This is a genomic window from Immundisolibacter sp. (genome assembly GCF_050250495.1).
Taxonomy (GTDB): Bacteria; Pseudomonadota; Gammaproteobacteria; order Immundisolibacterales; family Immundisolibacteraceae; genus Immundisolibacter.
Window position 1 is genome coordinate 18,172 of sequence record NZ_JBFWOM010000009.1, and the last position, 24,898, is coordinate 43,069.

22 protein-coding genes are annotated in these 24,898 nt (G+C 68.9%); 6 read left to right on the top strand and 16 right to left on the bottom strand.

Annotation, left to right across the window (positions count from 1 at the left end):
• Window positions 1-6: 6 nt before the first annotated feature.
• From AB7F93_RS08065 to ccmA, 7 genes are read right to left on the bottom strand one after another with little or no spacing between them, the layout of a single operon-like run.
• A complete protein-coding gene (locus AB7F93_RS08065; RefSeq protein WP_428302385.1) occupies window positions 7-891 on the bottom strand; it encodes a carbon-nitrogen hydrolase in 885 nt (294 codons plus the stop codon).
• On the bottom strand, window positions 888-1,907 hold the full coding sequence (locus tag AB7F93_RS08070) for an agmatine deiminase family protein (protein ID WP_428302386.1): 1,020 nt from the start codon (window positions 1,905-1,907) through the stop codon (window positions 888-890). Before AB7F93_RS08070 ends, AB7F93_RS08065 begins: the two co-directional genes overlap by 4 nt.
• Window positions 1,908-1,915: 8 nt before the next feature.
• Window positions 1,916-2,371 (bottom strand): cytochrome c maturation protein CcmE, encoded by a 456-nt coding sequence (gene ccmE, locus AB7F93_RS08075; RefSeq protein WP_428302387.1) that lies wholly within the window; start codon window positions 2,369-2,371, stop codon window positions 1,916-1,918.
• A complete protein-coding gene (gene ccmD / locus AB7F93_RS08080; RefSeq protein WP_428302388.1) occupies window positions 2,368-2,517 on the bottom strand; it encodes a heme exporter protein CcmD in 150 nt (49 codons plus the stop codon). Before ccmD ends, ccmE begins: the two co-directional genes overlap by 4 nt.
• On the bottom strand, window positions 2,514-3,251 hold the full coding sequence (locus AB7F93_RS08085; protein ID WP_428302389.1) for a heme ABC transporter permease: 738 nt from the start codon (window positions 3,249-3,251) through the stop codon (window positions 2,514-2,516). Before AB7F93_RS08085 ends, ccmD begins: the two co-directional genes overlap by 4 nt.
• A gap of 6 nt (window positions 3,252-3,257) precedes the next feature.
• Window positions 3,258-3,917: a heme exporter protein CcmB gene (gene ccmB / locus AB7F93_RS08090; RefSeq protein ID WP_428302390.1), complete on the bottom strand. Its 660-nt coding sequence runs from the start codon at window positions 3,915-3,917 to the stop codon at window positions 3,258-3,260.
• Window positions 3,914-4,525 carry a cytochrome c biogenesis heme-transporting ATPase CcmA gene (gene ccmA / locus AB7F93_RS08095; RefSeq protein WP_428302391.1) on the bottom strand — a complete coding sequence of 204 codons (612 nt, stop codon included), beginning with the start codon at window positions 4,523-4,525 and terminating at the stop codon, window positions 3,914-3,916. Before ccmA ends, ccmB begins: the two co-directional genes overlap by 4 nt.
• Window positions 4,526-4,821: 296 nt before the next feature.
• On the opposite strand from ccmA, the gene AB7F93_RS08100 reads away from it, so the two are divergent.
• The 4 genes from AB7F93_RS08100 to AB7F93_RS08115 all read left to right on the top strand — a co-directional run bounded on the left by AB7F93_RS08100 (window position 4,822) and on the right by AB7F93_RS08115 (window position 10,756).
• The gene (locus AB7F93_RS08100; RefSeq protein WP_428302392.1) at window positions 4,822-6,780 is read left to right on the top strand and encodes a heme lyase CcmF/NrfE family subunit; all 1,959 of its coding nucleotides are present in this window, start codon (window positions 4,822-4,824) and stop codon (window positions 6,778-6,780) included.
• A complete protein-coding gene (mutS, locus tag AB7F93_RS08105) occupies window positions 6,777-9,356 on the top strand; it encodes a DNA mismatch repair protein MutS (protein WP_428302393.1) in 2,580 nt (859 codons plus the stop codon). The genes AB7F93_RS08100 and mutS overlap by 4 nt, the downstream gene beginning before the upstream one ends.
• 143 nt (window positions 9,357-9,499) lie before the next feature.
• On the top strand, window positions 9,500-9,823 hold the full coding sequence (fdxA, locus tag AB7F93_RS08110) for a ferredoxin FdxA (protein WP_428302394.1): 324 nt from the start codon (window positions 9,500-9,502) through the stop codon (window positions 9,821-9,823).
• A 3-nt stretch (window positions 9,824-9,826) separates the two neighbouring features.
• Complete coding sequence (locus AB7F93_RS08115; protein WP_428302395.1) at window positions 9,827-10,756, top strand: ketopantoate reductase family protein; 930 nt, start codon at window positions 9,827-9,829, stop codon at window positions 10,754-10,756.
• A 42-nt stretch (window positions 10,757-10,798) separates the two neighbouring features.
• Here the strand turns inward: AB7F93_RS08115 and AB7F93_RS08120 are convergent, their stop codons facing one another.
• From AB7F93_RS08120 to AB7F93_RS08150, 7 genes are all read right to left on the bottom strand, one after another.
• Window positions 10,799-11,326 (bottom strand): aromatic-ring-hydroxylating dioxygenase subunit beta, encoded by a 528-nt coding sequence (locus AB7F93_RS08120; protein WP_428302396.1) that lies wholly within the window; start codon window positions 11,324-11,326, stop codon window positions 10,799-10,801.
• Between the two features lie 50 nt (window positions 11,327-11,376).
• On the bottom strand, window positions 11,377-12,705 hold the full coding sequence (locus AB7F93_RS08125; protein WP_428302397.1) for an aromatic ring-hydroxylating oxygenase subunit alpha: 1,329 nt from the start codon (window positions 12,703-12,705) through the stop codon (window positions 11,377-11,379).
• Between the two features lie 159 nt (window positions 12,706-12,864).
• Complete coding sequence (locus AB7F93_RS08130; RefSeq protein ID WP_428302398.1) at window positions 12,865-13,803, bottom strand: 3-carboxyethylcatechol 2,3-dioxygenase; 939 nt, start codon at window positions 13,801-13,803, stop codon at window positions 12,865-12,867.
• A gap of 161 nt (window positions 13,804-13,964) precedes the next feature.
• Window positions 13,965-14,828 carry an alpha/beta fold hydrolase gene (locus AB7F93_RS08135; RefSeq protein WP_428302399.1) on the bottom strand — a complete coding sequence of 288 codons (864 nt, stop codon included), beginning with the start codon at window positions 14,826-14,828 and terminating at the stop codon, window positions 13,965-13,967.
• On the bottom strand, window positions 14,825-16,276 hold the full coding sequence (locus tag AB7F93_RS08140) for a 4-hydroxyphenylacetate 3-hydroxylase family protein (protein ID WP_428302400.1): 1,452 nt from the start codon (window positions 16,274-16,276) through the stop codon (window positions 14,825-14,827). The genes AB7F93_RS08135 and AB7F93_RS08140 overlap by 4 nt, the downstream gene beginning before the upstream one ends.
• A 172-nt stretch (window positions 16,277-16,448) precedes the next feature.
• A complete protein-coding gene (locus AB7F93_RS08145; RefSeq protein WP_428302401.1) occupies window positions 16,449-17,732 on the bottom strand; it encodes an LLM class flavin-dependent oxidoreductase in 1,284 nt (427 codons plus the stop codon).
• A 169-nt stretch (window positions 17,733-17,901) separates the two neighbouring features.
• Entirely contained in the window at window positions 17,902-18,438 is a 537-nt protein-coding gene (locus AB7F93_RS08150) for a hypothetical protein (protein WP_428302402.1), read from the bottom strand.
• 166 nt (window positions 18,439-18,604) lie between these two features.
• On the opposite strand from AB7F93_RS08150, the gene clpB reads away from it, so the two are divergent.
• Entirely contained in the window at window positions 18,605-21,196 is a 2,592-nt protein-coding gene (gene clpB, locus AB7F93_RS08155) for an ATP-dependent chaperone ClpB (RefSeq protein WP_428302403.1), read from the top strand.
• Between the two features lie 99 nt (window positions 21,197-21,295).
• Window positions 21,296-21,619, top strand: coding sequence for a hypothetical protein (locus AB7F93_RS08160; RefSeq protein WP_428302404.1), 324 nt, complete (start codon window positions 21,296-21,298; stop codon window positions 21,617-21,619).
• Between the two features lie 59 nt (window positions 21,620-21,678).
• Here the strand turns inward: AB7F93_RS08160 and AB7F93_RS08165 are convergent, their stop codons facing one another.
• Together AB7F93_RS08165 and nhaR are read right to left on the bottom strand one after the other, a co-directional pair.
• Window positions 21,679-23,727: an acyltransferase family protein gene (locus tag AB7F93_RS08165; protein WP_428302405.1), complete on the bottom strand. Its 2,049-nt coding sequence runs from the start codon at window positions 23,725-23,727 to the stop codon at window positions 21,679-21,681.
• Window positions 23,728-23,976: 249 nt separating this feature from the next.
• On the bottom strand, window positions 23,977-24,882 hold the full coding sequence (gene nhaR / locus AB7F93_RS08170; protein ID WP_428302406.1) for a transcriptional activator NhaR: 906 nt from the start codon (window positions 24,880-24,882) through the stop codon (window positions 23,977-23,979).
• Window positions 24,883-24,898 lie beyond the last annotated feature (16 nt).

Consider the following 24,898-nt stretch of genomic DNA (forward strand, 5'->3'; position numbering starts at 1 on the left):
CGCGGGCTAGTCCCGCACGCGGCGCGTGAGGTCGGCGTAGGCGTCCACGCGCCGGTCGCGCAGGAACGGCCAGATGCGCCGCACCTGCTCGCCGCGCGCAAGATCGATGGTGGCGCACAGCACGGCTGGCGCGTCGCTCGGCGCCTGCGCCAGCAGGTCGCCCTGCGGCCCGGCGATGAAGCTGCTGCCCCAGAAGAGGTTGCCCGCCGCCGGGCCGCCGGGCTGGTGTTCCAGGCCCACCCGGTTGCAGGCCAGCACCGGCAGGCCGTTGGCAATGGCATGGGCGCGCTGGATGGTGATCCACGCCTCGCGCTGGCGCGCCTGCTCGTCCGGCGTGTCAGTCGGGTCCCAGCCGATGGCGGTGGGATACAGCAGCAGGTCCGCGCCGGCCAGCGCCATCAGGCGCGCGGCTTCCGGGTACCACTGGTCCCAGCACACCAGCACGCCGAGGCGCCCGACGGCGGTGTCGATGGGCGCGAACGGCCCGTCGCCCGGCGTGAAGTAGAACTTTTCGAGATAGCCCGGGTCGTCCGGGATGTGCATCTTGCGGTAGCGCCCGGCGAGCGTGCCGTCGGCGTCCAGCACCACGCCGGTGTTGTGGTACACGCCGGCCAGGCGCCGCTCGAACAGCGAACCCACGACGACCACGCCAAGCTCCCGCGCCAGCGCGCCGAGGCGCTCGCTGCTCGGGCCCGGGATGGGCTCGGCCAGATCGCACAGCGCCGGGTCTTCCACCTGACAGAAGTACGGCGTGCGGTGCAGTTCCTGCAGCAACACCAGCCGCGCGCCCTGCGCCGCGGCGGCGCGGATGCCGGCTTCGCTCGTGGCTAAGTTCGCCGCGTGGTCATCCGTGCAGGCGTGCTGCACGCAGGCGACGGTGAGTTTGCTCATGGCGCGGCCGGAATCTGCATGGAGGCGCAGTGCAGGCTGCCGTTCTGGCCGACGATGGCACGCGCCGGCACCGGCACGATGTCGCGGCCCGGGAAGCAGCCGGCGAGGCGGTCGAGCGCCAGCGCGTCGTTCGGGTCGCCGTAGGTCGGCACCAGCACGGCGCCGTTGACGATGAGGAAATTGGCGTAGTTGGCCGGCAGGCGGCGGCCGCCGTCGTCGTACATCGGCGCGGGCACCGGCAGCGGAACCAGGCGGTGGGGCTGGCCGTTCGCGCGGCGCAGGGCCGTGAGCTGGGCTTCCAGCCCGTCGAGCGCGGCGTGCTGCTCGGCATCGGCCGGATCGGCGCAGGTGTAGGCCAGCGTGGCCGGGTCGCAAAACCGCGCCAGCGTGTCGATGTGGCCGTCGGTGTCGTCGCCCAGCACGTCGCCGCGGTCCACCCACAGGATGCGATTCACGCCGAACAGCGCCGGCAGCGCCGCCAGCAGGGCCTCGGCAGCGGCAGGGTCGTTGCGCGTGATGCTCATCAGGCACGGCCGCGTGACGAGCAGCGTGCCTTCGCCGTCCACCTCGATGTTGCCGCCTTCCAGCACCCACGGCAGGGCTTCGAGGCCTATTTCACCGAGCGCACCCGCCGCGGCCAGCACGGCCGTCACGGTGTCGTCCAGCCCGGCCGGGTATTTGCCGCCCCAGCCGTTGAAGCGGAAATCGAGCGCCACGCGCCGGCCGCCGCGCAGCACCGTGAGCGGGCCGTGGTCGCGCACCCACACGTCGTTGGAGGGTGCGATCGCCAGCGTGAGCCGCGATGCCGGTACGCCGGCGCGTGCCAGCAGGCCCGCCACGTGATGGCGGTGGCCGGCGTCGTGGCAGGCCACGATCAGCGGCTCGCGGGCGGCGATGGCGGCGGCAAAGCCGACGAACTCGGCTTCGGTCTGATCCAGCGTGTCCGCCCAGTCGCCGTGCGCATGCGGCCAGGTCAGCATCACCGCTGCCTGCGGCGCCCATTCAGGCGGCAGCACGCCGGGCGTCACGGCTTGCCTGCGGGATGCCCGGCCTTGTAGGCGCCGGATTTTTCGAGTGCCTGGGCGACTTCGGGCGGCATGTAGTTCTCGTCGTGCTTGGCCAGCACCTTGGCGGCCTGGAACTCCCCATCCGGTCCGAGGCGGCCTTCGGCCACCACGCCCTGGCCTTCGCGAAACAGGTCCGGCAGCGGGCCCACGTAGTGCACGCGCATTTCCCTGGAAAGATCGGTCACCGTGAAGCGCAGTTCGAGCGGTCCCGGGCCTTTTTGCACCGATCCCTGCGTCACGAGGCCACCGAGGCGGAATGTGCCCTTGGCCGGCGCCTTGCCGGCGGCGACCTCGGTCGGGCTGAAGAAGAACACCAGGTTGTCGCGAAAGGCGTTCATCACCAGCAGCACGGCGGCCACTAACGCGATGACGGCCACCGAGATGAAGGCGAGGCGCTTGTGGCGGGTTTTCATGGCTTGGGGTCGGATTGACGCTGGCGTTGCAGCTTGCGATGGCGGCGCCACGGCAGCCAGGCATTCAGGCCCAGCACCAGCAGGGCCAGCGCATAGCTCGGCCACACGTAGGCGCCGTAGCCGCCCATGGCGAGGAAGTCGGTCATGGTGCGTCGAGCTCCAGCAACCAGCGGGCGTCGCGTTCGCGCTCCAGGATTTCGCAGCGCATCCGTTGCAGCAGCGCGGCCGCGAAGTACACGGTAAAGCCCGCGATCATCAGCAGCAGCGGCGTCAGCATGGCCGGATGAATGGCCGGCCCGTCCATGCGCGTGAGCGAGGCCGGCTGGTGCAGCGTGTTCCACCACTCGACCGAGAAGTGGATGATCGGGATGTTGACCACGCCGACCAGCGCCAGCAGCGCTGTGGCGCGGCCGGCGCGCTGCGGCTCGTCGATGGCGCCGCGCAGCGCGATGAGGCCCAGATACAGGAACAGCAGCACCAGTTCCGACGTCAGGCGCGCATCCCAGGCCCACCAGGTGCCCCACATCGGCTTGCCCCACAGCGAGCCCGTCACCAGCGTAAGAAAGGTAAAGGCGGCACCGAGCGGCGCGCAGCACTTGGCCAGCATGTCGGCGAGCTTGATGCGCCACACCAGGAACACGAACGCGCCGCTGGCCAGCACCATGTAGGTCAGCATGGACAGCCACGCCGCCGGTACGTGGATGAACATGATCCGGTAGCTGTCGCCCTGCTGGTAGTCGGCCGGCGCGACGGCGAGCCCCCAGCCGGCGCCGATCACCAGCAGCACGGCCGCGAGCACGCCAAGCCACGGCAGCAGCCGCCCGGCGAAGGGGTAGAAGAACTTGGGCGCAGCGAGGCGGTCGAGCGTCGGGCCGAACATGGGCGGTCAGTCCAGGGAAATGCGCAGCGCGGCGGCGGTGGCAAACGGCGCAAACACGGAAGCCAGCACCAGCATGGCGGCCAGCAGCGACAGATTGGCGCCGGCGCCAAAACCGAGTGCCTCAGCCTGCACGGCGCCGCTGCCGAAGATGAGCACCGGCACGTACAGCGGCAGTACGAGTAAACCCAGCAGCGCGCCGCCGCCGCGCAGCCCCAGCGTCAGCGCCGCGCTGATGGCGCCGAGCAAGTGCAGCAGCGGTGTGCCGAGCAGCAGGCCCGCCAACAGCACCGCGAGGTCCGAAAAGTTTAACCCGAAGCCCAGCGCCAGCACGGGTGCGGCGAGCGCCAGCGGCAGGCCGCAGGTGAGCCATTGCGCCGCGATCTTGGCCGCCACCAGCGCGGTGAGCGGCGCCGGACTCAGCAGCAGCTGTTCGAGCGCGCCGCCGTGCTGGTCGGCGGCGAACAGGCGCGGCAGGCCGAGCAGCGTGGCGAGTACAGCGGCAATCCACACCACGCCCGGGCCGATGGCGCGCAGCAACGCCGGCTCCGCGCCAACGCCAAGCGGGAACAGGCTGCCGACGATGACGAAGAACGTCAGCGGCAGCAGCGTGTCGCCCGGCCGGCGCCAGGCGAGCAGCAGTTCGCGGCGGAATACCTGGCCGATCATGCCGAAGCCCCGAGGTCGAGCTCGCGCAGCACGCCGTCGAGCCCCGGCAGATCCTGGTGCGTGGTGAGCACGGCCAGACCGCCGCCGGCGAGGTGCTCGGCCAGCAGGTGCGACACGAGATCGACGCCCTGACGGTCGAGGCCGGTCAGCGGCTCGTCCAGCACCCACAGCGTGGTCGGCCGCAGCAGCAGGCGGCCGAGTCCCAGCCGCCGCCGCTGGCCTTGCGAGAGCAGCCGTGCCGGCTGGCTCGCCAGCGCCGCAAGACCCACGCGTTCGAGCACGGCCGTGACAGCGCTGGTGGTCACCGTGGCGCCGGCCAGTGCCAGGTTCTCGTGCGCGGTCAGGTCGCCGAAGTGGCCTTCCTGGTGGCCGAGAAAACCAAGCCGCGCGCGGTAGTCGTCGCCGAGCTCACGGATCGGCGTGCCATCCCAGCACACCGCGCCGCGGGCGGGCTCGGTCAGGCCGCACAGGATGCGCAGCAGCGTGGTCTTGCCGGCGCCGTTCGGCCCCGCCACGCGCAGCGCCTCGCCGGCGTGCAGCAGCGCGTTCAGGCGCCGGAACAGCACCGTGTTGGACCGCGCCGCGGCCAGGTCGCGCAGTTCGAGCATGCGGTGGTGGTTTGAGTACGGGGAGTAGGAGAGGGGGTGGCTTGAGCGGTGCGGAGGGCCTGTGACTGTGGGAGCGGCGCCCTCGCCGCGAATCCCTATGCCTTGATTCGGCCCAGGGGCGGGCCTCCCACAAACGAAACGCGGCGAGCGGTGGTTCGCTCACTCGCGCGCTGGTGACCCCGCCGACGGCGGCATTACACTGCCCCGCCGCGCCGGCCGGGCCACGCTCTGCGGCCGCCGCGCATTGTCGCACCGTCTTTGCCGCCCCCGCGGCGGAATCCTGGAAACCCGTTCCGATGACGCCGAGTCAACACCTGATCGAGCTTGGCCATTTCGCGGTCATGCTGGCGCTGCCGGCGGCGCTGCTGCAGGCGCTGGCGCCGCTGCTGGCGCGCGCGCTGCGCCGGCCGGAGCTGGCCACCATCGCCGTGCGCGGCGCCTGGCTGCAACTCGCGCTGGCGCTGATCGGCTGGGTTGCGCTCACGCAGGCCTTTGTCAGCGACAACTTCTCGGTCTGGTACGTGGCGCAGAACTCCAACAGCGCCCTGCCACTCATCTACAAGATCACCGCCGTGTGGGGCGGGCACGAGGGCTCGCTGTACCTGTGGTACGTGATTCTGGCGACCTGGTCGGCGGCGCTGGCATGGGCCGGGCGGCGCGCGATCGCCGATCGGCTGCCGGTGGCGCTCGCCGTGCAGGGCGCGCTGTGCGTGGGCTTCCTCGGGCTGATCCTGTTCCTGTCGAACCCGTTCGCGCGCCTGCTGCCGGTGCCTGGCGACGGGCGGGATCTGAACCCGCTGCTGCAGGATCCGGGCATGGCCATCCACCCGCCCATGCTGTACATGGGCTACGTGGGTTTTTCGATTCCGTTTGCGCTGGTGCTGACGGCGCTGCTGACGCGCTGGCCGGCGGAAGACTGGCTGCCCGTGGTGCGGCGCTGGGCGCTCGCGGCGTTCGGGTTTCTCACCACCGGCATCGTGCTCGGCGGCGCCTGGGCGTACTACGAGCTCGGCTGGGGCGGCTACTGGGCCTGGGATCCGGTCGAGAACGCGTCGTTCATGCCCTGGCTCACCGGCGCGGCGCTGGTGCACTCGCTGATGGTGCAGGACAGCCGCCGCATGCTGGCGAGCTGGAACCTGTTCCTGGCCATCCTCACCTTCTCGCTGTCGCTGCTGGGCACGTTCCTGGTGCGCTCGGGCGTGCTGTCGTCGGTGCACGCGTTCGCGGTCGATCCCGGGCGCGGCGCGTACATCCTGGCGTTTCTGGCCATCGTGGTGGGCGGGGCGTTCGGCGTGTTCTTGTGGCGCGGCGGGCAGGTGCAGACCAGCCCCAAGCCGACCGCCTGGCTGTCGCGCGAGTCGCTGCTGCTGGCGAACAACGTGCTGTTCACGGTGGCCGGCGCCTGCGTGTTTCTGGGCACGCTGTACCCGCTGTTTCTGGACGTGACGGCGGAGCAGAAGATCACCGTCGCGGCGCCGTACTTCAACTCGGTGGTGGTGCCGCAACTGCTGGTGCTGGTGCTGCTGATGGGGCTCACGCCGAGCCTGCCGTGGCGGCGCGCCGAGCCGAGCGCGCTGTGGGCGCGCATCAAATGGCAGGCGCTGTGCGGCGCGGCGGCGGGGGTGCTCACGCTGGCGCTGGCGCGGCCGGTCAGCGTGCTGGCGGCGCTATCCGTGGGGTTTGCGGTGTTCGCCATCGCAACCGTGGTCGAGGATCTGCTGCGCGGCGGGCGCAGTCTCGCCCGGGCCGAGCAGCGGGCGCTGCCGGGCGCGCTGCTCGCCAACGCCTGGCGCGCGCGGCGCCATTACGGGGCGCTGCTGGCGCACGTGGGTGTGGCCATCGCGACGATCGGTCTCGCCGCGGCGGGCCTGTTTCGTGAGCACGTGATGGTGAGTCTGCTGCCGGGCGACGCGCTGCAGGTCGGCAAACACCGCGTCGAACTCACGGCGTTTGCCCCGGCCCGCGGGCCGAACTACGACGCCGAGCGCGCCACCTTCCGGCTGGACGGGGGCATCGAGCTGCACTCCGAGCGGCGCACTTACCACGCGAGCCGCATGCCGACCACCGAGTCCGGCATTCACTCGACGCCGCTGCGCGACGTGTACGTGGTGCTCGGCGAGACGCGCGACGGGCGCCACACCGTGAGCGCCTACGTCAATCCGCTGGTGCAGTGGATCTGGGCCGGCAGTGCGTTGATCGCGCTTGGCGTGGCGCTGTGTCTTGGCGAGCGTCGCCCGGCCGCCCGGACGGCATGACGTCTACCCCCGCCGACCCGCTGGCCGGCCACACGCCGGCCATGCAGCACTACCTGCGCCTGAAGGCCGAGCGCCCGCAGGCGCTGCTGCTGTACCGGATGGGCGATTTCTACGAGCTGTTCTTCGACGATGCGGTCGAGGCGGCGCGCCTGCTCGACATCACGCTCACCAGCCGCGGCGAGTCGGCCGGGCAGCGGATTCCGATGGCCGGCGTGCCGGCGCACGCGCTCGAAAACTACCTCGCGCGCCTGGTGCGCCGCGGGCGCACGGTGGCCATCTGCGAGCAGATCGGCGTGCCGGATGGGCGCGGGCCGATGCGGCGCGAACTCACGCGCGTGGTGACACCCGGCACGCTCACCGACGAGGCGTTGCTCGACCAGCGGCGCGACAACCTGATCGCCGCCGTGCTGCGCGTGGGCGAGCGGGCGGGCCTGGCGGTGCTGGAGCTGGCGAGCGGGCGCTTCACGGTGGCCGAACTCGACGGTGAAGCCGCGCTCGCCGCGGAACTCGCGCGTCTGGCGCCGGCCGAACTGCTGCTGCCGGACGACGGCACGGTGGCGCCGGAAGGTGGCTTCAGCGTGACGCCGCGCCCGCCGTGGCAGTTCGAGGCGGCGAGCGCCGAGCGCCGCCTGTGCGAGCAGTTCGCGGTGCGCGATCTCGCCGGCTTCGGCTGCGCCGGCCTCGCGCTCGCCGTCGGCGCCGCGGGCGCGCTGCTCCAGTACGCGCAGGACACGCAGCTCGCCGCGCTGCCGCATTTGCGCGGCCTGCGCGTGCAGGCGCCGGACGCGGTGCTGGTGCTGGACCCCGCCACGCGGCGCAATCTTGAAATCGACCGCAGCCTCACGGGCGACGAGCGCGCCACGCTGGTGGGTGTGCTCGACGCCTGCACCGGCGCCATGGGCAGCCGGCAACTGCGCCGCTGGCTGCTGGGGCCGATCCGCGACCGCGCCGAGTTGCGCCGCCGCCACGCCGCCATCGCCGTGCTGCTGCGGGACGGCAATCACGCCCGCCTGCGCGAGGCGCTGCGCGGCGTCGGCGATGTGGAGCGCGTCCTCGGTCGCGTCGCGCTGCGCTCTGCACGGCCGCGGGATCTGGCGGCGCTGCGCGACAGCCTGGCGCTGCTGCCGGCGCTCGCGGCGCTGCTCGAACACTTCGACGCGCCCTTGTTGCAGGAACTGCGCGGCGCGCTGCCGGGCTTCGCGCCGCTGCACGCGCTGCTCGCCCGCGCGGTGGCGGAAAGCCCACCGGCGCTGCTGCGCGAGGGCGGCGTGATCGCGCCCGGTTTCGATGCGGACCTCGACGAGCTGCGCGCCATCGGGCAGGACGCCGGCAGCTACCTGCTGGAGCTCGAACAGCGCGAGCGCGCGCGCACCGGCATCGCGACGCTGAAGGTCGCCTACAACCGCGTGCATGGGTACTACATCGAGATCGGCCGCGCCCAGGCCGGCGCGCTGCCGGTCGACTACACGCGCCGCCAGACGCTGAAGAACGCGGAGCGGTACCTGACGCCGGAACTGAAGGCCTTCGAGGACAAGGCGCTCGGCGCGCGCGAACGGGCGCTCGCCCGCGAGCGCGAGCTGTTCGAAGCGCTGCTCGACGCCATCACGGCGGAACTGCCACCACTGCAATCGGCGGCCAACGCCGTCGCGCAGCTCGACGCGCTGGCGTGTCTGGCCGAGCGGGCCGAACGCTTCGATTACGTCGCCCCGCAGCTTGATGAGGCGCCCGGCATCCACATCGACGGCGGCCGGCATCCGGTGGTCGAGCAACTGGTCGCGGGCCACTTCGTGGACAACGATCTTGCGCTCGACGACGCCCGGCGCATCCTGCTGATCACCGGCCCCAACATGGGCGGCAAGTCCACCTACATGCGCCAGGTGGCGCTCATCGTGCTGCTGGCGCACGCCGGCAGCTACGTGCCCGCGCGCGCGGCGCGCATCGGGCCGATCGACCGCATCTTCACGCGCATCGGCGCTGCCGACGACGTGGCCGGCGGGCGCTCGACCTTCATGGTGGAGATGACCGAGACCGCCAATATCCTGCACAACGCGACAGGGCAGAGCCTGGTGCTGCTGGACGAGGTCGGGCGCGGCACCAGCACCTACGACGGCCTCGCGCTGGCCTGGGCGTGCCTCACACACCTCGCGCAACGCGTACGCGCGTTAACGCTATTTGCGACGCATTACTTCGAACTGACCGCGCTGGCGCAGGAGCTCGACGGCGTCGACAACGTGCACCTCGACGCCGCCGAGCACGCCGGTGGCATCGTGTTCCTACACCGCGTGCAGCCAGGGCCGGCGAGCCGCAGCTATGGCCTGCAAGTGGCGGCACTGGCCGGCGTGCCGGTAGCGGTGCTGGCGCTGGCGAGCGAGCGCCTTGCTGCGCTCGGCGAGGTACCGGCGGCCCCGGCACCCGTACCGCAGGCACAGCGTCAGCTCGGCCTGTTCGAGCCGCAGCCCGGACAGGCGCTGCTCGACCGGTTGGCGCAGGTCGACCCCGACCAGATGGCGCCGCGCGCGGCGCTCGACCTGCTGTATGAGCTGCGGGCGCTGGCGGCGGGCGAGCGGGGCGACTGAGTCCGGTTGGCTGTTCGCCGCGAGGGCGCCGCTCCCACAGCATCTTCGTGCTGGAGGCCCGCCCGTGGGCCGGATTTCGCGGCGCCGGTCAGGGCCGGACCGCTCGCTATAATTGCGCGCTTTTTTTGCCCCGGAGAACGGTCATGGCCTTCGTCGTCACCGAAGCCTGCATCAAGTGCAAGTACACCGACTGCGTGGAAGTGTGTCCGGTGGACTGCTTTCGCGAAGGCCCGAACATGCTGGTGATCGACCCCGACGAGTGCATCGACTGCACGCTGTGCGTGGCCGAGTGCCCGGTCGAGGCGATCGTGGACGAGGAGGAGATCCCGGCCGGGCAGCAGGAGTTCATCGAACTGAACGCCCGCCTGTCACAGCAGTGGCCGCCGATCACCCAGCGCAAGGACGCGGCGGCCGACGCCGACCAGTGGGCCGGCGTGCCGGACAAGCGCAAGCTGCTGGAAGAGTAGGGCGTGCGTATCGCCATTGCGGGCGCCGGCGGCATCGGCTGTCTGGTCGGGGCGCGCCTCGCGGTGGCAGGTCAGGCCGATGTGCTGCTGCTGGCGCGCGGCGAGCACGCGGCCCGGCTGGCTGACAGCGGCCTGGTCCTCGACTTCAACGGCGAACGCGAAAGCCACCGCCTGCCGGTGATCGACACCGCCGACGAGGCGGCGCTGGGCCAGCTCGCAGACTGCGACTGGCTGCTGTTCGCCTGCAAGAGCCAGCACACGCGGCGTCTGGCCGAGCGCCTGAAACCCCACGTCGGCGCGCAGTGCCGGCTGTGGTCGCTGCAGAACGGCGTGGACAACGAGCCGATCCTGGCCGAGGTCTTCGGTCGGCCGGTGCTGGGTGGCCTCATGCGCAAGTTCTTCGCGCACATCACGGCGCCCGGTGAAGTCGAAGTCCGCGGCGCGCTGGAGGCCGTACTGGGCGACTACCCGACCGGCTGCGGCGCGGACGCCACCGACATGATCGAGCGCCTGCGCGCGGCCGGCGTGACGGTGCTGGCGAGCGACGACATCCGCCGCGAGCTGTGGCGCAAGCTGGTGCTGAATAACGGCTGCAACCCGCTGGCGGCGGTGACCTTTCTCGACACGCAGCACATGTCGAACGACCCGGATCTGGCCTGGGTGATGCGAAACCTGATGCGCGAGGCCGGTGCCGCGGCCGCCGCCGACGAGGTGGAGTTCACCCCGCACGAGCTCGAAGCCGTGTTCCAGTGGATCAAGGGCATCACGCCGATCAAGCCATCCATGCAGGCGGACGCCGAACGCGGCAAGCCGCTGGAGCTCGACGGCATCACCGGCGCCGTGCTGCGCCGGGCGGCGCTGCTGGGCATCGAGGTGCCGGTGACGGCCACGCTGCACCACGTGCTGCTCGGCAAGTACGGCAGCGCGGATTGATCCGCTGCCCGGCGACGGTGTGCCGCCGGGCGCCGGGTCAGATCAGATCAAAAAGCTCATGTTCGGCGCCTGGATGATCGCCTGGTCGATGCTCGCCTCGCGCCGGGCGATGCGAAAACCGTCATCCACCACGCGCAGCCGATCCCGACGCCGGGCGCCCAGGATGTACGGCACGGGCTCACTGGCGCGCACGCGGTAGATCAGCAGACGCGTGTCGACGTCGATTTCGCCGGCCGTGTCCGTGCCGCGTGCGCGGACGTTGCTGACGAAGTAGTTGTAGACGTTCGCCGGGTGCTCGGCGGTGGTCAGCGTCGGGTTGCCGAGCAGCTGCACGCGCACCTTGAGGCTGGTGTAGTCGTCGTCGAAATATGGGTTGCCGATGCCGACCTGGCGGCGCGTGCCGTGCTCGTAGAACTCCGGGAACCCGACGCGGTAGTGGATGTCCTCGGCCAGCAGCGCGAACCACTGCGACAGTTGGCGCGTCGCGAGCAGGTCGGCCTCGTCGTAGTAGAACTCGCACACGCGGCGGTACAGCGCGTCGTCGACGCGCGAGGCGGATTGGGTAGTCACGAAATCTTCCTTGAAATGAAAAGCCGCCGCCCGGAAGCGGCGTGCAGCGGTCAGCGGGCGCCGGTCATGTAGGCGCGCCACTGCACCAGGTTGTTGAACTCGGTCACTTCGCAGTAATTGGACGGATAGGCCACGCCCGGGCCGGCCCAATCGGCGATCGGCCGGTCGCGGTAGTTCAGCGCCACCTGGAAGTTGACGTCCTGCGTGCACGAGATCTCGCCTTCGCAGCCGCGCTGGATGCTGTGCCAGGCCTCGGCGTCGTCCTGGTCGAAGGTGCCGCCGGCGGTAAACGTGCGCACGCCGGCGCGCATGGCGCGCTGTTTCACTTCCTCGCTCGCCTCTTCCTCGATCAGGAACCAGTTCCAGATCTCGGTGCGCCCGGCCGACACCGGCTGCCACACTCGAATGGCGAAGAAGTTGACCAGCGGGTCGGTCCGCATGTCGAAGCTGACCGGGCCATAGACCCACGAGAAGTTCGGGAACACCGTGCCGACCGACGCGATGCAGCGCCGGAACAGATTGAACTGCGCGGGTTTGAGCGTCTTGCGGTACAGCTCCACCAGTTCCGGCTCATGCCCCATCCATTCCGGCATTTCGGCCGGGCCCTGGGTCCAGATGCCGTTATACGGCCCGGCCGTCACCGACGGGCTCTCCAGCAGCGCCTTGTGGATCATGGCGCGCGCGCCGTTGCCGCCGACAAGTGTGGCGTCCACGATCGGGCCGTGGACCTTCACCGCGTGCGGGCCGTCGGCCGCGAAGTTCATCGGCCCCAGCTTCCAGTTGTTGGTCGGTGACCAGCGGTGCGGCAGGCCAAGCACGGTCATGCCCTTCGGCGTGTGGCCGAACATGATGTCGAGGTACCAGCGCGCATCGCCGAGGTGCTCGTCGAGCGGCGGCGCGTCGTGATTCCAGGTGGCAAACACCAGGCCCGCATAGCTGCCGACACGCGCCTGGGGCAGGTCGAGGCTGCGGAAATTGACCTTGCCGCCGTAAGTCTCGTCCTCGGCCGTCGCGACCAGCGCGCCGTCGCTCGCGAACACCCAGCCGTGGTACGGACAGGTGAAGCCGCGGGCGTTGCCGGCGTCCGCCCGGCACACCAGCGTTGCCCGGTGCGTGCAGCTGTTCAGCAACACCCGCACGCGACCCGCCTGGTCGCGCACCAGGATGACCGGGTCGTTGCCCATCTTGCGGGTCACATAGTCGCCATTCTTGGGAATTTCCGACTCGTGGCCGATGTACAGCCAAGTGCGCGCGAAGATGCGCTGCAATTCCAGGCGAAACAGCGTCTCGTCGGTGAAGATCAGGCGGCTGGCGGTGGCATTTTCGATGTCCACCAGGCGCTCGATTTCGGACGGTTGCCATCCTTGTTCAATGCGCATGTGCGCGTCCTCCTAAGTCCATTTGGGGGAATTTCGGCCACTGCGCCGTGAGGTTTCACGGCCGCCGCTGGAAAGCGGGTTTCGAACGGTCGTTCAGTCTGCACCATGTTCCCGAAAGCGGGCGCGCAGCGCAAGGGACCGGCGCACACCGGCGCAACATCAGGCCGGTTGCGCGGTCACCACGCCGAAGCCGGCGATCCACGGCTCGATCGGCCGGTAGTAGAGCCGCCGCGCCTGGTACGGCCCGGCCGCCGCCAGCGCCGCGGCGGCAGCAAGCCAGGCGCGCACCTCGTGCCCGCCGGCGCCGGCAGCGCGGGTGATGTTGGCATCGTCGAGCGCGGCGAGACTGTCGAGTTGTCCGGCTTCAAGCGCATCCAGAAACGCGCAGTCCCAGGCGGGGTTCAGCGGCGTGCGCTCGCTGCTGGCGCTGGCAAAGCGCTGGCCCTCGCGCAGCACGTTGTCCTCGCGGGCGGCGCGCGCCTCGGGCGAGAGTTTGCCGCCGGCGATGATGCGCTCGAGCACCGGCGGCGGCGCGCCGTCGAGCAGCGGCACCGGCGGGTCGTGCGAGAGGCCGCCCGAGGCCAGCAGCAGCACGCGCTGCCTTGAGCCGGCAATCACGCGCCCGATGGCGGCGCCGAGCGCCTGTACGCGCCGCATCGGCGGGCGCGGCGGGGCGGCGCAGTTGATGAACACCGGCACCAGCGGCGGCGCGGTGCCGGGCTCGAACAGGATTTCCAGCAGCTGCGTGAAGCCGTGGTCGACCTCCATGCGGTGCGACAGGGCCGCGTCCACGCCGTCTGCGTGCGCCGCTTCCACCAGGCGCAGCGCGAGCGCGCCGTCCACATTCAGCAGGCCGGGGATGGTCTTCCAGTCGCCGATCGAGTCGGCTGCGGCGCCGATGCAGAAGCTCGGCATCAGGCGGTAGAAGAAGCCGTTGAAGTGGTCCGGCGCGAACTCGATCACCACGTCCGGCGCGAACGCCTGCACGAAGGCGCGCGCCTCGCCCAGCACGCCCGCCACCTCGGCCGCGACGCCGGGGCCGGGGTCGAGGTAGTCCTTGAGCGGCGTATGCGAGGCGAACAGCGCGGCGAGTGGCATGGTTCAGGCAAGCGCCGAGTGACGCGGCGCTTGCCGCCCGGGGCAGGATGCCCCGGCGTGCATCAAGGGAGTAAGCCCTTGATGCACGGAGCGCAGCGCGGGCATGTACCGCGCTGCAGCGAGCTGAAAAAGGCCATGGATGGAATTTTTCAGCATTACGTTCACCCGCCTTGCAAAAAGCCAATGTGCAGCGCGTTGAAGCGCGGCGCGTCCTCGAACTGCGGCCAGTGCCCGCAGCGCTGCATCACCTCCAGGCGCGCGTGCGGGATCAGCCCCGCGATGCGCTCGCCGACGCTCACCGCCCCGGTCGGGTCCTTGTCGGTCCACAGCACCAGCGTCGGCGCGCGGATGGCGGCCCACTGCGCATCGGTCAGGTTGTTGCGGCGGCGGATGTCCGGCTCCTGCAGGCACAGGATGTGCGGCATGGCGGCGCGCATGGCCGGCTGCGCGTAGATGGCCTGGCGGCAGGCGATGAGGTCGTCCGTCACCACGGCCGGGTCGGCCATCAGCCATTCGAGCCGCGCCTTGATGGTGTCCCAGCTCGGGTTCTCGACCGCCGCCGTGCTGAGCGTCTTGATGCGCTCCATGACGGCCAGATCGAACGTCGCCCCGCCGGTGGTGTTCAGCACGAGGCGATCGACGCGTTGCGGGTGCTCCAGCGCAAAGCGCGCCGCCACCCAGCCGCCGAGCGACTCGCCGGACAGGTGCGCGCGTGTGATGCCGAGCGCGTCCAGCACCGCGCGCAGGTGTTCGACGTAGACGGGAATCTCGTACGGCGCGAGCGGCTTGTCGCTCCAGCCGTGACCGACCAGATCGATGGCGTAGGTGTCGAAGTGCTCGCCGTGGGCGATGAGGTTGCGCGTGTACGCCTCGGCGTGGCCGCCGGTGCCGTGGATCAGGATCAGCGGCGGCTTGCCGCGCGTGCCGGCGTGCAGATACCGCGTGCGGATGCCGGCCGCGTCGAGGTAGCCCTGACTGAAGCTGCCGGCGCGAAGGTCGGCCCAGAAACTGTGGTGTGCGCTCATAGACTGTCCAGAAACCGGTCGAGGTGGGCGAGGTAGTACGGCTTGCGAAGATACTCGCGCTGGATGCCGGCCAGCAGCGCGCCGTAGTCGCCGGCGTAGTTCATCTCGTACAGCTCGTGGCGGGCGCCGAACTCGCTGCCGCAGATATCCCAGGCGAGACGCAGCAGCTGCGCCTTGTCCCGCCCGCCGATGCCGGCGCCGCGCAATGCCTTTTCGAGATCGCCGCCGATCGGCGAGTCGAACTCGTGCATGGAATTGGGCAACTGCACGAGACCCCCGCCGGCCACGCGGCGGATCATCTGCACCGCCCGCGGGTACACGGTCGGACCGAGCGCCCGCCCGCACTGCAACGCCGGCAGGTCCGGGTACAGCACGCCGTTGTCGGGATCGACCGTCGCCTGAAGCTCGGCCGAGCGGGTGGTGTTGCGGATGGCTTCGAGGTTGGTGATGGCCTCGCCCAGCATCTGCATCACGTCCGCGCGGGTATCGATGCCGGCCGCCTGCGCCACGCGCAGCAGCACGGCATAGACGAAGCCGAGCTTGGTTTCGAGCCGCACGTTGGTCTGGTGCGCCGTCAGCTCGCGCATGCGCGTGTCGCGGTACATGCGGTTCAGCAAGCCGATGTCCTCGTGCAGGAACACCCGCTCCCAGGGCACCAGCACGTTGTCGAACACGACCGTCGCGTCCATCTCGTCGAACTGCGCCGACAGCGGATAGTCCCGCCGCCGGCCGGGGTGCGAGAACGACGGCCGGCAGATGGTTTTCAGCCCCGGCGTGTTCATCGGCACCGCGAACACGTTGGCGTACGGCTCCTCGCCGGGCTGGAACGTGGGCGGGAACGGCCACACCAGCAGCTCGTCGGCATAGGGCGCGGCGGTCGCGATGCGCTTGGCGCCGTGCACGACGAGGCCCTCCCGAGTACGCGCCTTCACATGCAGCGTGATGGTCGGGTCGTCCTGCTGGTGGCGCAGCTTGCCCTTGTCGAGCTGCGGGTCGAGCAGGGCGTGCGTGAGGAACAGATCGTTCTTCGCGACGTGGCGGTAGTAGGCGACCATCGCGTCCGCGCGCTCGGTGGAAAACTCCGCGAAGAAGCTGCGCTTGGCGGCCAGCGACGCCATCATCACGTTAAGAAAATCCGGGCTGCGGCCCATCATCCCGCAGGTGGCCTCGGCCCACAGGCGGTACGCCTCGCGCTTCAGATGCAGCTGCTCGGGCGTGCGCGGAATCTCGAACGGCCGCGCGATGCGCTCGCCAAACTCCGGGCAGTCCACGGACAGGATGTCGCGGTGCTGCGGGTCGTGCTGCATGTCGTACAGCGTGGCGAGCGAGCGCACCGAGGCCGCGAACGGCTCGAAGGCGGTCACGTCGCGCACGCGCTCGCCGTCGTACCAGACCTCGCGGTCGTCCCGCAGGCCCGCCATGAACTCGGCGCCGGTGCGAATCGTCATCGTGTCGTCCTCATTGGTTCAGGGCGGCGATGGGCAACGCGGCGCCGCCCGTCCGGGGCAGGATGCCCCGGCATGGATCAACGCTGTCAGGCGTTGGTCCATGGAGCGCCGCGCGGGCGTGTACCGCGCGGCAGCGAGCCGAAAAATTCCATGGACGGAATTTTTCGGCGTGTCATGCTTGATCACCGCGCCACAGCGTGCCGGTGAACTCCCGCCGCAGCGTCGGCTGGTAGCGGTCGAGCTTGATGCCAAGCCGCGGCAGCACCTTGTCCACCAGCAGGTCGTTGCTCTTGAGCAGCGTGTCGATCGGCATCGGACCCACCGAAATCCACGGCACGATGAGGTCCGTGTTGAGCGTCTCGATCATGCGCCCGAGCAGGCGCGTCACCGTCTCCACCGAGCCGCACAGCGAGTAGCCGCGCTCGCGCACGGTGGCGGCGGTGTTGGCGATCTCGCCCTGCTCGCCGGGGTTGCGCAGCGCCTCGTTGAAACCGAACCAGTGATGCCAGCGCGGCCACACGTAGCCGAGGCCGTTCTCCATCAGGTGGATGGCTTCCTCGTCGGTGTCGGCGATCAGGATTTCGCGGAAATGCCCGAGGCCCCGGCCCCACGCGAGCTGGCGGCCGGCTTCCGTCGCCGCGTTCTGGAAGGCGTCGATGCAGCCGCGCACCAGCTCGTCGATGGGCGTGAACAGGATCGGAATCACGTTGTTCCGCGCCGCCCATTGCAAGGTCGCGGTGCTCATCGTGAACGGGATGTAGGTCTCGATGGTGGCCGGGTCCTGCAACGTCATCGGCGCGATGCCGATCTGCCGCAACATGCCGTCCGCGCCCACCATGCCGGGCGCCATATCGAGCGTGGCCGGGTGCTGCCAGGGGATGCCCGGCGGCGGCAATTGCCAGTGCTGGCCCTCGTGCCGGAACAGCGGCTCGCGCCAGGCGCGGCGGATGATGTCGTAGTGCTCCGCGAACAGCTCGCGGTTGGTGCGGTCGTGCTCCTGGTACTGCGGGTCGTTGGCGGCGGTGGACCAGGCGTTGTATTTCTGGCCGATGGTGGCCACGTGGCGGGCCTGATAGCCGCGCGCGAAGCCGGCCATCATGCGGCCTTCCGAGAAGTGGTCCAGCATGGCGAGATCCTCGGCCATCAGCAGCGGATTGCGCGCCGGCAGCACGTTGCCCATCTGGCCGATGCGCAGCTTGCGCGTGAGCCCCGCCGCCCAAGCACCGAGCAGGATCGGGTTGTTCGACAGCTCCAGCCCTTCGAGATGAAAGTGGTGCTCCGAGAACGCCACGAAGTCGAAGCCGATGTCGTCCAGCTGGCGGATCAGGCGCGCGCTGTCGCGCAGCGTGTTCTGGTAGTAGTTGGGGTTCTGGCCGGCAAAGCCGCGCTCGTACTCGGCGATGCTGGCGCCGGCGCTCGGCAGCAGGAAGGCGCCGAGCCTCAGTTTGTCCGTCATGGTTCCCCTCTAGATTGTCTTGACCACGGCGACCGCCAACCGGTAGACCCCGGCGTGGCGGGCGGGGCGATGGTAACGAACTCGGCCGCAGCTCCGCGCGCAGCGCGCGTTCAGGCCGAAGGGTGGCATCGCGCTTACCGGCGTTTACGCCGGTGGGTTATGGCCAGGCTCATTGCGGTGGCGAGCAGGCCTTGCCCTCGTACTCGTGGCGATGGAGCGAGTAGGCCGTTCCGTCCCAGCGCTCGACGGGAAAGCAGAAGCCCGGGCCGCCGATCTGCAGGTCCGGCCAGCCCTGCGCGCCACGCGCGGCGAGGAAGCTCGGGATACCTGCGCCTTGCGACATCAGGCGCCACTGGCCGGACGCCTGCTTGCTGACGATGGCGTATCCGATGCCGGTAAAGCCGTAGCAGAACGTGCCGTCCTCGGCGATCACGGCGTCGGGCAGGCCATCGGCATTCAGGTCGCTCACTGTCTCGACGCGCGCGCCCGTGGTGTTCGGATCGTCGGCACACATCGTCCACATGCCTTTTGTCTGGGCGGCGCCCGCGGCGGTGAACGCGGCCGCCTGATCCTGTGCCGAAAGCGTTGCCTGGCCGCCCGTTGCCAACGCGGCCGGTAGGGTGCCGACCAACAGCCCGAGCTGCGTAATCCTCAAAAGCCGCCGTATTGCCATGGTGATGACGCTCCCGGTTGTTGGTTCGATCACGCACGAGTGTAGCGGCCCGCGTCGGCCGGCCAGGCAGTGCCGCGGCTGTCCGCTGCCGTTGACCCGAGTCAAGGGCACGCGCGCCGGCCGCGCTTGAACGCGCGCCGCCGCCACCCCACCTTGTGCGCAACAGGCGCAATGACCGCGCCGGACCGGAGACAGACCGATGCGAATGGACAAGCTGACGACGCAGTTTCAAAAGGCGCTGGCCGACGCGCAGAGCCTGGCGGTGGGCCGCGACCACCAATTTCTGGAGCCGCAGCATGTGCTCACCGCCATGCTGGCGCAGGACGGCGCCGGTGTCGGCACGCTGCTGGCGTATGCCGGCGTGGCGGTGGACCGCCTGCGGGCGGAGCTGGGCCGGGCGCTCGAACGCCAGCCGCAGGTGCAGGGCGTGGGCGGCGACGTGCAGCCCTCGCAGGCGCTCGGCCGGGCGCTCAACCTCGCTGACAAGTACGCCCAGCAGCGCGGCGACGATTACATCGCCAGCGAGATGTTCCTGCTGGCGGCGCTGGAGGATTCCGGTGAGACCGGGCGCATCCTGAAGGTCGCCGGCGCCACGCGGGACAAGATCGAAAAGGCGATTGATGCCGTGCGCGGCGGGGAGAAGGTGACCTCCGAGAACGCCGAGGAAGCCCGCGGCGCGCTCGACAAGTACACCATCGATCTGACCGAACGCGCCCGGCAGGGCAAGCTCGATCCGGTGATCGGCCGCGACGAGGAAATCCGCCGCGCCGTGCAGGTGCTGCAACGCCGCACCAAGAACAACCCGGTGCTGATCGGCGAGCCCGGCGTCGGCAAGACCGCCATCGTGGAGGGCTTGGCTCAGCGCATCGTCAACGGCGAGGTGCCGGAGGGGCTCAAGGACAAGCGCGTGCTGGCGCTCGACATGGGCGCGCTGATCGCCGGCGCCAAGTACCGCGGCGAGTTCGAGGAGCGCCTGAAGGCCGTGCTGAACGAGCTCGCCAAGCAGGAAGGCCAGATCATCCTGTTCATCGACGAGATTCACACCATGGTCGGCGCCGGCAAGGCCGAGGGCGCCATGGACGCCGGCAACATGCTGAAGCCCGCGCTCGCCCGCGGCGAGCTGCACTGCGTGGGCGCCACCACGCTCGACGAGTACCGCAAATACATCGAAAAGGACGCCGCGCTCGAACGGCGCTTCCAGCAGGTGTTCGTGGACGAGCCGAGCGTCGAGGACACCATCGCCATCCTGCGGGGCCTCAAGGAACGCTACGAGGTGCACCACGGCGTCGAGATCAGCGACCCGGCCATCGTGGCCGCGGCCACGCTGTCGCACCGCTACATCTCCGGGCGCAAGCTGCCGGACAAGGCGATCGACCTCGTCGACGAGGCCGCGAGCCGCATCCGCATGGAGATCGACTCGAAACCCGAGTCCATGGACCGGCTCGACCGGCGCCTGATCCAGCTCAAGATGGAGCGGCTGGCGCTGGAAAAGGAGGACGACGAGGCGTCCCGCAAGCGCCTGGCGGCGCTGGATGAGGAAATTGCCCGCCTGTCGCGCGAGTACGCGGACCTCGAAGAAATCTGGCGCGCCGAGAAGGCGGCCGTGGGCGGCGCGCAGTCCATCAAGGAAGAACTCGATCGCCTGAATCAGGAGTTCGAGACCGCCCGGCGCGCCGGCAATCTCGAGCGCGCGGCGGAAATCCAGTACGGCCGTATTCCGGAGCTCAAGCGACAGCTCGAAGCGGCGTCGGCCGCCGAGCACGGCCCGCGCAAGCTACTCAGGAGCGAGGTCACCGAGCAGGAAATCGCCGAGGTCATCTCGCGCTGGACCGGCATTCCGGTCTCCAGGATGCTGGAATCCGAGCGCGAGAAGCTGCTGCACATCGAGGATGCGCTGCACGAGCGCGTGGTCGGCCAGGACGAAGCCGTGCGCGCCGTGGCGGACGCCATTCGTCGCTCGCGGGCCGGGCTCACGGCGCACGAGCGGCCGATCGGCTCGTTCCTGTTCCTGGGGCCGACCGGCGTCGGCAAGACCGAGCTGTGCAAGGCGCTGGCCGGCTTCCTGTTCGATACCGAGCAGGCGATGGTGCGCATCGACATGTCCGAGTACATGGAGCAGCACTCGGTGGCGCGGCTGATCGGCGCGCCGCCGGGCTACGTCGGCTACGAGGAAGGTGGCCAGCTCACCGAGCGCGTGCGTCGGCGCCCGTACTGCGTGATCCTGCTCGACGAGATCGAAAAGGCGCACCGCGACGTGTTCAACGTGCTCCTGCAGGTGCTGGACGACGGGCGGCTCACCGACGGCCACGGCCGCACGGTGGACTTCCGCAACACCATCGTGGTGATGACTTCGAACCTGGGCTCGGACCGCATCCAGGAGATGGCGAGCCAGCCCTACGAGGCGGTAAAGGCGGCCGTGATGGACGTGCTGCGCCACCAGTTCCGGCCGGAGTTCATCAACCGCATCGACGAGACGGTGGTGTTCCACGCACTCGGCCGCGAGCACCTGCGGCGCATCGTGGACATCCAGATCGGCAGCCTCAAGGCGCGCCTTGCCGAGCGCGACATGCGCATCACCTTCGACGACGCGGCGCTCGACTGGCTGGCGAACGTCGGCTTCGACCCGGTGTACGGCGCTCGGCCGCTGAAGCGCGCCATCCAGCAGCACGTCGAGAACGCCCTGGCGCGCGACATCCTGGCTGGCAAGGTGGGGGATGGCGACAGCGTCAGTGTGGCGGTGGCCGACGGCGGGCTCGTGTTTGCCAGGGAGGCGTCCGCCGCGCCGGCCTGAAAATCGGTCTCTGTTACCCTGACCACCTCGCCACCATGGCGGGGCTGCACCAGCCGGGAGGGCGGTGTGGCTTGGTCCTACGCATCGAGGAGCGTACGCATGAGCAAGAAGCCTTTCATCATCCTGTCCGTCGTGGCCGGGCTCGCATTGGGTGGGTGCGGCGAGAAGGGTCCGGCCGAGCAGGTCGGCGAGAAGATCGATGGCGCCGTCGAGCAGGCACAGGACGCTGCGCAACAGGCCGGCGAGAAGGCTGCGGAGGCCGTCGATGGCGCGGCGCAGACGTCCGGTCAGGTCGCTGATCAGGCCATGGATGCGGCGCAGCAAGCCGGCGACAAGGCCGTGAAGGCCGTTGACGAGGCGGCACAAAAGGCCGGGCAGGCTGCCGATCAGTTGATGGGCGAGAAGACGGACGCGCCCCAATAAGGCGATCGTGCATGCGCGTGCCGGTGGCGGATGGCCCGCCACCGGCACGCGCCTGGCTTTCAAAAGCAGGCCGCGTCGACGTTTGCCTGCGTGCCTCGAAGTCCTTGCGCACAACGATTGCGCGCGGCATGTTTCGGTTGAATGTCGTCGCCGCGCGCGAGCCCTGAACTGGGCATTCGCCGGACGATCATCTCGTACCAGCTCATTCGCTTACCGAGCAAGGCGCTTCCCTGCTGAGACAGATGGCCGCTGTCGCGGTAGATGAACGTGTCATCGATCACAGCTTGGCAAGTCTGCGAGTCGCAGATCGCATCGTGCAACCAAATTACCTTGGCTTCCGGCTCCAACGAGCGCAAGACGCGGTACACCCCAGTCGTGAGTGCGTTGATATCTGCGGTCCGAAAATTACATTGGGTAGGCGCGGCACCGAAACGTGACGCGTTGATCAGGCATCTGCCGATATCCGTATCGTTCTTGGGAGGCGGCGCAACCAGCACTGGAGTGACGCCGAGACCTTTCAGCGTGGTGATGGTCTTCTGCAGCGCGGCCACGCCAGCCTCGCCGCTTTCCACAAGACGGCCATCCGTCAGCAACAGCTGGTCTCCGCTGTTGACGTATCTGAAAAATGGCGACGCAAGTACGGCGTATCTTACGGAAGGCGTGTCTTTTAGGTAACGAACAACATGCTCGTTGCTCCGTATGCACTCCCGAGCCCAAGCTGCGGGGTACTCCGCATTCACTGGTGCGGCGCCCAGGATGGGCCCGCAAACAGAGCGAGTCGCCTGCACCAGGGCGATACTCGGTGCGGATGCCAGCAATCCTTGCGCAAGATGCATTGCGTAGGAGTCGCCCCAGAGAATGACTTCGGGCGTGTCCGAGGTACGACAATATTCAGATTCGACGTTGTGCTCTTTGCAGTGCTCCGACAAGCCGTAGTTGATGTATACCTTGGCTGCCAGCTGGGCGAGTTCATCCTTGAAGCCTGTTCGCCAGAAGTAGCCCTTCGAGATATGTCCGGAGACGCCAAAGACGAGTAAGGCTACGGTGCCCGCGGCAGCGAAAGTGAAAATCTGGCGGCGGTTGACGCGGGTTCTGTCGCGGAAGGGTTTTTCGACCCATCGCCAGCTCAACCAGGCCAAGCCAAGGGCGAGCGCCGACAAGGCAAGGTACATGCGATCGTCGGGCGCATGCAGACTGCGATGCCGGGCAAAGGCGAACAGCGGTTGGTGCCACAGATATGCGCTGTAACTGAGCAGTCCGACAGTTACCAATGGCCGCAGGCCGAGCAGGCGCGCAACCCAGGTGGCGGGTTTCGCATACAGTATGATCAATCCGGTCCCGACCGTGGGCGCCAACATGGCCAGTCCGGGCGATGGCGTGTTTTCATCGAACAGGAAGATACTGCCGGCAATCAGGGTGAGTCCAAAAGCGCTGAGCGTCTGATCGAGGAATAATCCGGGCGTAGGTGCCGATTTTTCGTGGCACCAAATGGCGATGGCTGCGCCCAGTGCCAGCTCCCAGCCACGCGTGGGCAATAGATAAAATGCAGCACCAGGCTCGTTTTCCACTCCCCACTGTGCAATGGCGAGGCTCATGGCGCTGAGTAGTGCAATCACGGCGAGCATGTGCCGCCGCGCAAAGCGCCAGGTGAGGATTAGCAGCACGGGGAAGAAGACGTAAAACTGTTCTTCGACCGCGAGGCTCCAGGTGTGCAGCAGCGGCGCCAGTTCCGATGATGTGGCAAAGTAGTCTGTGCGTCGCCAGAACAGAATATTGGAAAAGAACAAGGCTACAGCGAATACGCTTTCGGAAAAATTTCGCATGTCGCCTGGCATCAGCCACAGCCAAGCCAGGATTACAGACACGGCGATGACGAAAAACAGCGCTGGCAGAATGCGTCTCGCCCGTCGCTCGTAAAAACTGATGATCGAGAACTTGTCGCTGCCCAGTTCAGAAAGAATTATGCCGGTTATCAGGTAACCACTGATGACAAAAAAGATGTCTACACCAACGAATCCCCCGCTGAATGAAGAGAAGCCAGCGTGAAAAAATATGACTGGAAGTACCGCAAGAGCGCGGAGTCCGTCGATGTCTCGCCGATATTGCATGAGTCCTGATAGCTCTCTTGTTGCTTATTTGGGGCAGGGGAAAAACCGTTGTGTGCGGCAGGGGCAAGTTGCGGTCGGCGTGCGAGACAGGTTTTGAGTTGGTTTGCGTCCTGGGCGATGGCGATGAGCGGGTGCGGTACGTCCTTATCGCGCGATTCGCGATCCCTTGGCCATAGATTGGCCGGGTGGCAGGCTTTGACGCCATGAGATTGTAGACGCCGATCATACAAGTCGAGAGTCGCGCACCGCTTATGGGGCGGCGAATAGCTCGCTTCGTGCACTTTCCGTGACCGCCATCACCGCCGGGTGGCGTACGCGCCGCTCCGTGGAGATGGCGTAAAAGCGCTCGCGCACGTCGTCGGTGGACCCCAGCAGGACCACGCCGTACTGGCGGGCGATGTCGTCGGCCACCACACCGGGGCTGGGAAAGGCGCCGACGCCTGCCTTGCCGAAGGATTTCATCAGGCTGCTGTCGTCGAATTCACCAGCGATGTGCGGGCGGATGTCGTGGCGGTCGAGCCAGTGGTCGATGGCCCCGCGCAGCGCGCCGCGCGGGGCGGGCAGCAGCAGCGGCGCTTCGGCGAGCACCTGCGGGAAGGGTTGCGGATAGCGTTCGCGCAACGCCGGCGCGGCGAAGAACGCGATGCCGGACTCACCCAGCAGGTGGTTGAAGGCGCGCAGGTCGAGGTCGGCCGCGAGCGGCGTGTCGGCCAGCACCAGGTCGAGCTTGTGCAGCGCCAGATCGGCCGCCAGTTCCTCCAGCGGTCCCTCCCGGCAGCTCAGGTGTACGGCCCGGCCCAGGGCCAGCGCCGGTGCCAGCAGGCGCTGCACCACCACCTTCGAGAGCGCATCCACGGCCCCGACGCGAAACGGGAGCGGTCGATCGACGCTGCGCCCGGTGACCGCGGCCTGCAGCTCCGAGCCCAGGCGAAAGATCTCCTGCGCGTAACCGAACACGGTGTGACCGAGTTCCGTGAGCGCAATACCGCGCCCGGCCGGTGCGAACAGCCGCCCACCGAGCGTGCGTTCCAGCGCGCGCAGCTGGCCGGTGACGGTCTGCGGGGTGAGGAACAGCGCCTTCGCGGCGCCGACAACGCTGCCCTCGCGGGCCACGATCCAGAAGTAGTAGAGGTGGTTGTAGTTGAGGCCGCGCATGCAATTACTCGGAAAG

Excerpts from the sequence above, each read along its gene's own strand:
- ccmA (WP_428302391.1), bottom strand. The coding sequence starts at position 4,525 with ATGCTCGAACTGCGCGACCTGGCCGCGGCGCGGTCCAACACGGTGCTG.
- AB7F93_RS08140 (WP_428302400.1), bottom strand. The coding sequence starts at position 16,276 with ATGACGATTCGCACCGGCGCCGAGTTCATGGCGGGCCTGCGGGACGAC.
- ccmD (WP_428302388.1), bottom strand. The coding sequence starts at position 2,517 with ATGACCGACTTCCTCGCCATGGGCGGCTACGGCGCCTACGTGTGGCCG.
- AB7F93_RS08130 (WP_428302398.1), bottom strand. The coding sequence starts at position 13,803 with ATGCCACTCGCCGCGCTGTTCGCCTCGCATACGCCGCTCAAGGACTAC.
- AB7F93_RS08125 (WP_428302397.1), bottom strand. The coding sequence starts at position 12,705 with ATGCGCATTGAACAAGGATGGCAACCGTCCGAAATCGAGCGCCTGGTG.
- AB7F93_RS08145 (WP_428302401.1), bottom strand. The coding sequence starts at position 17,732 with ATGACGGACAAACTGAGGCTCGGCGCCTTCCTGCTGCCGAGCGCCGGC.
- AB7F93_RS08100 (WP_428302392.1), top strand. The coding sequence starts at position 4,822 with ATGACGCCGAGTCAACACCTGATCGAGCTTGGCCATTTCGCGGTCATG.
- AB7F93_RS08165 (WP_428302405.1), bottom strand. The coding sequence starts at position 23,727 with ATGCAATATCGGCGAGACATCGACGGACTCCGCGCTCTTGCGGTACTT.
- AB7F93_RS08085 (WP_428302389.1), bottom strand. The coding sequence starts at position 3,251 with ATGTTCGGCCCGACGCTCGACCGCCTCGCTGCGCCCAAGTTCTTCTAC.
- ccmE (WP_428302387.1), bottom strand. The coding sequence starts at position 2,371 with ATGAAAACCCGCCACAAGCGCCTCGCCTTCATCTCGGTGGCCGTCATC.
- mutS (WP_428302393.1), top strand. The coding sequence starts at position 6,777 with ATGACGTCTACCCCCGCCGACCCGCTGGCCGGCCACACGCCGGCCATG.
- fdxA (WP_428302394.1), top strand. The coding sequence starts at position 9,500 with ATGGCCTTCGTCGTCACCGAAGCCTGCATCAAGTGCAAGTACACCGAC.
- AB7F93_RS08065 (WP_428302385.1), bottom strand. The coding sequence starts at position 891 with ATGAGCAAACTCACCGTCGCCTGCGTGCAGCACGCCTGCACGGATGAC.
- clpB (WP_428302403.1), top strand. The coding sequence starts at position 18,605 with ATGCGAATGGACAAGCTGACGACGCAGTTTCAAAAGGCGCTGGCCGAC.
- nhaR (WP_428302406.1), bottom strand. The coding sequence starts at position 24,882 with ATGCGCGGCCTCAACTACAACCACCTCTACTACTTCTGGATCGTGGCC.
- ccmB (WP_428302390.1), bottom strand. The coding sequence starts at position 3,917 with ATGATCGGCCAGGTATTCCGCCGCGAACTGCTGCTCGCCTGGCGCCGG.
- AB7F93_RS08135 (WP_428302399.1), bottom strand. The coding sequence starts at position 14,828 with ATGAGCGCACACCACAGTTTCTGGGCCGACCTTCGCGCCGGCAGCTTC.
- AB7F93_RS08160 (WP_428302404.1), top strand. The coding sequence starts at position 21,296 with ATGAGCAAGAAGCCTTTCATCATCCTGTCCGTCGTGGCCGGGCTCGCA.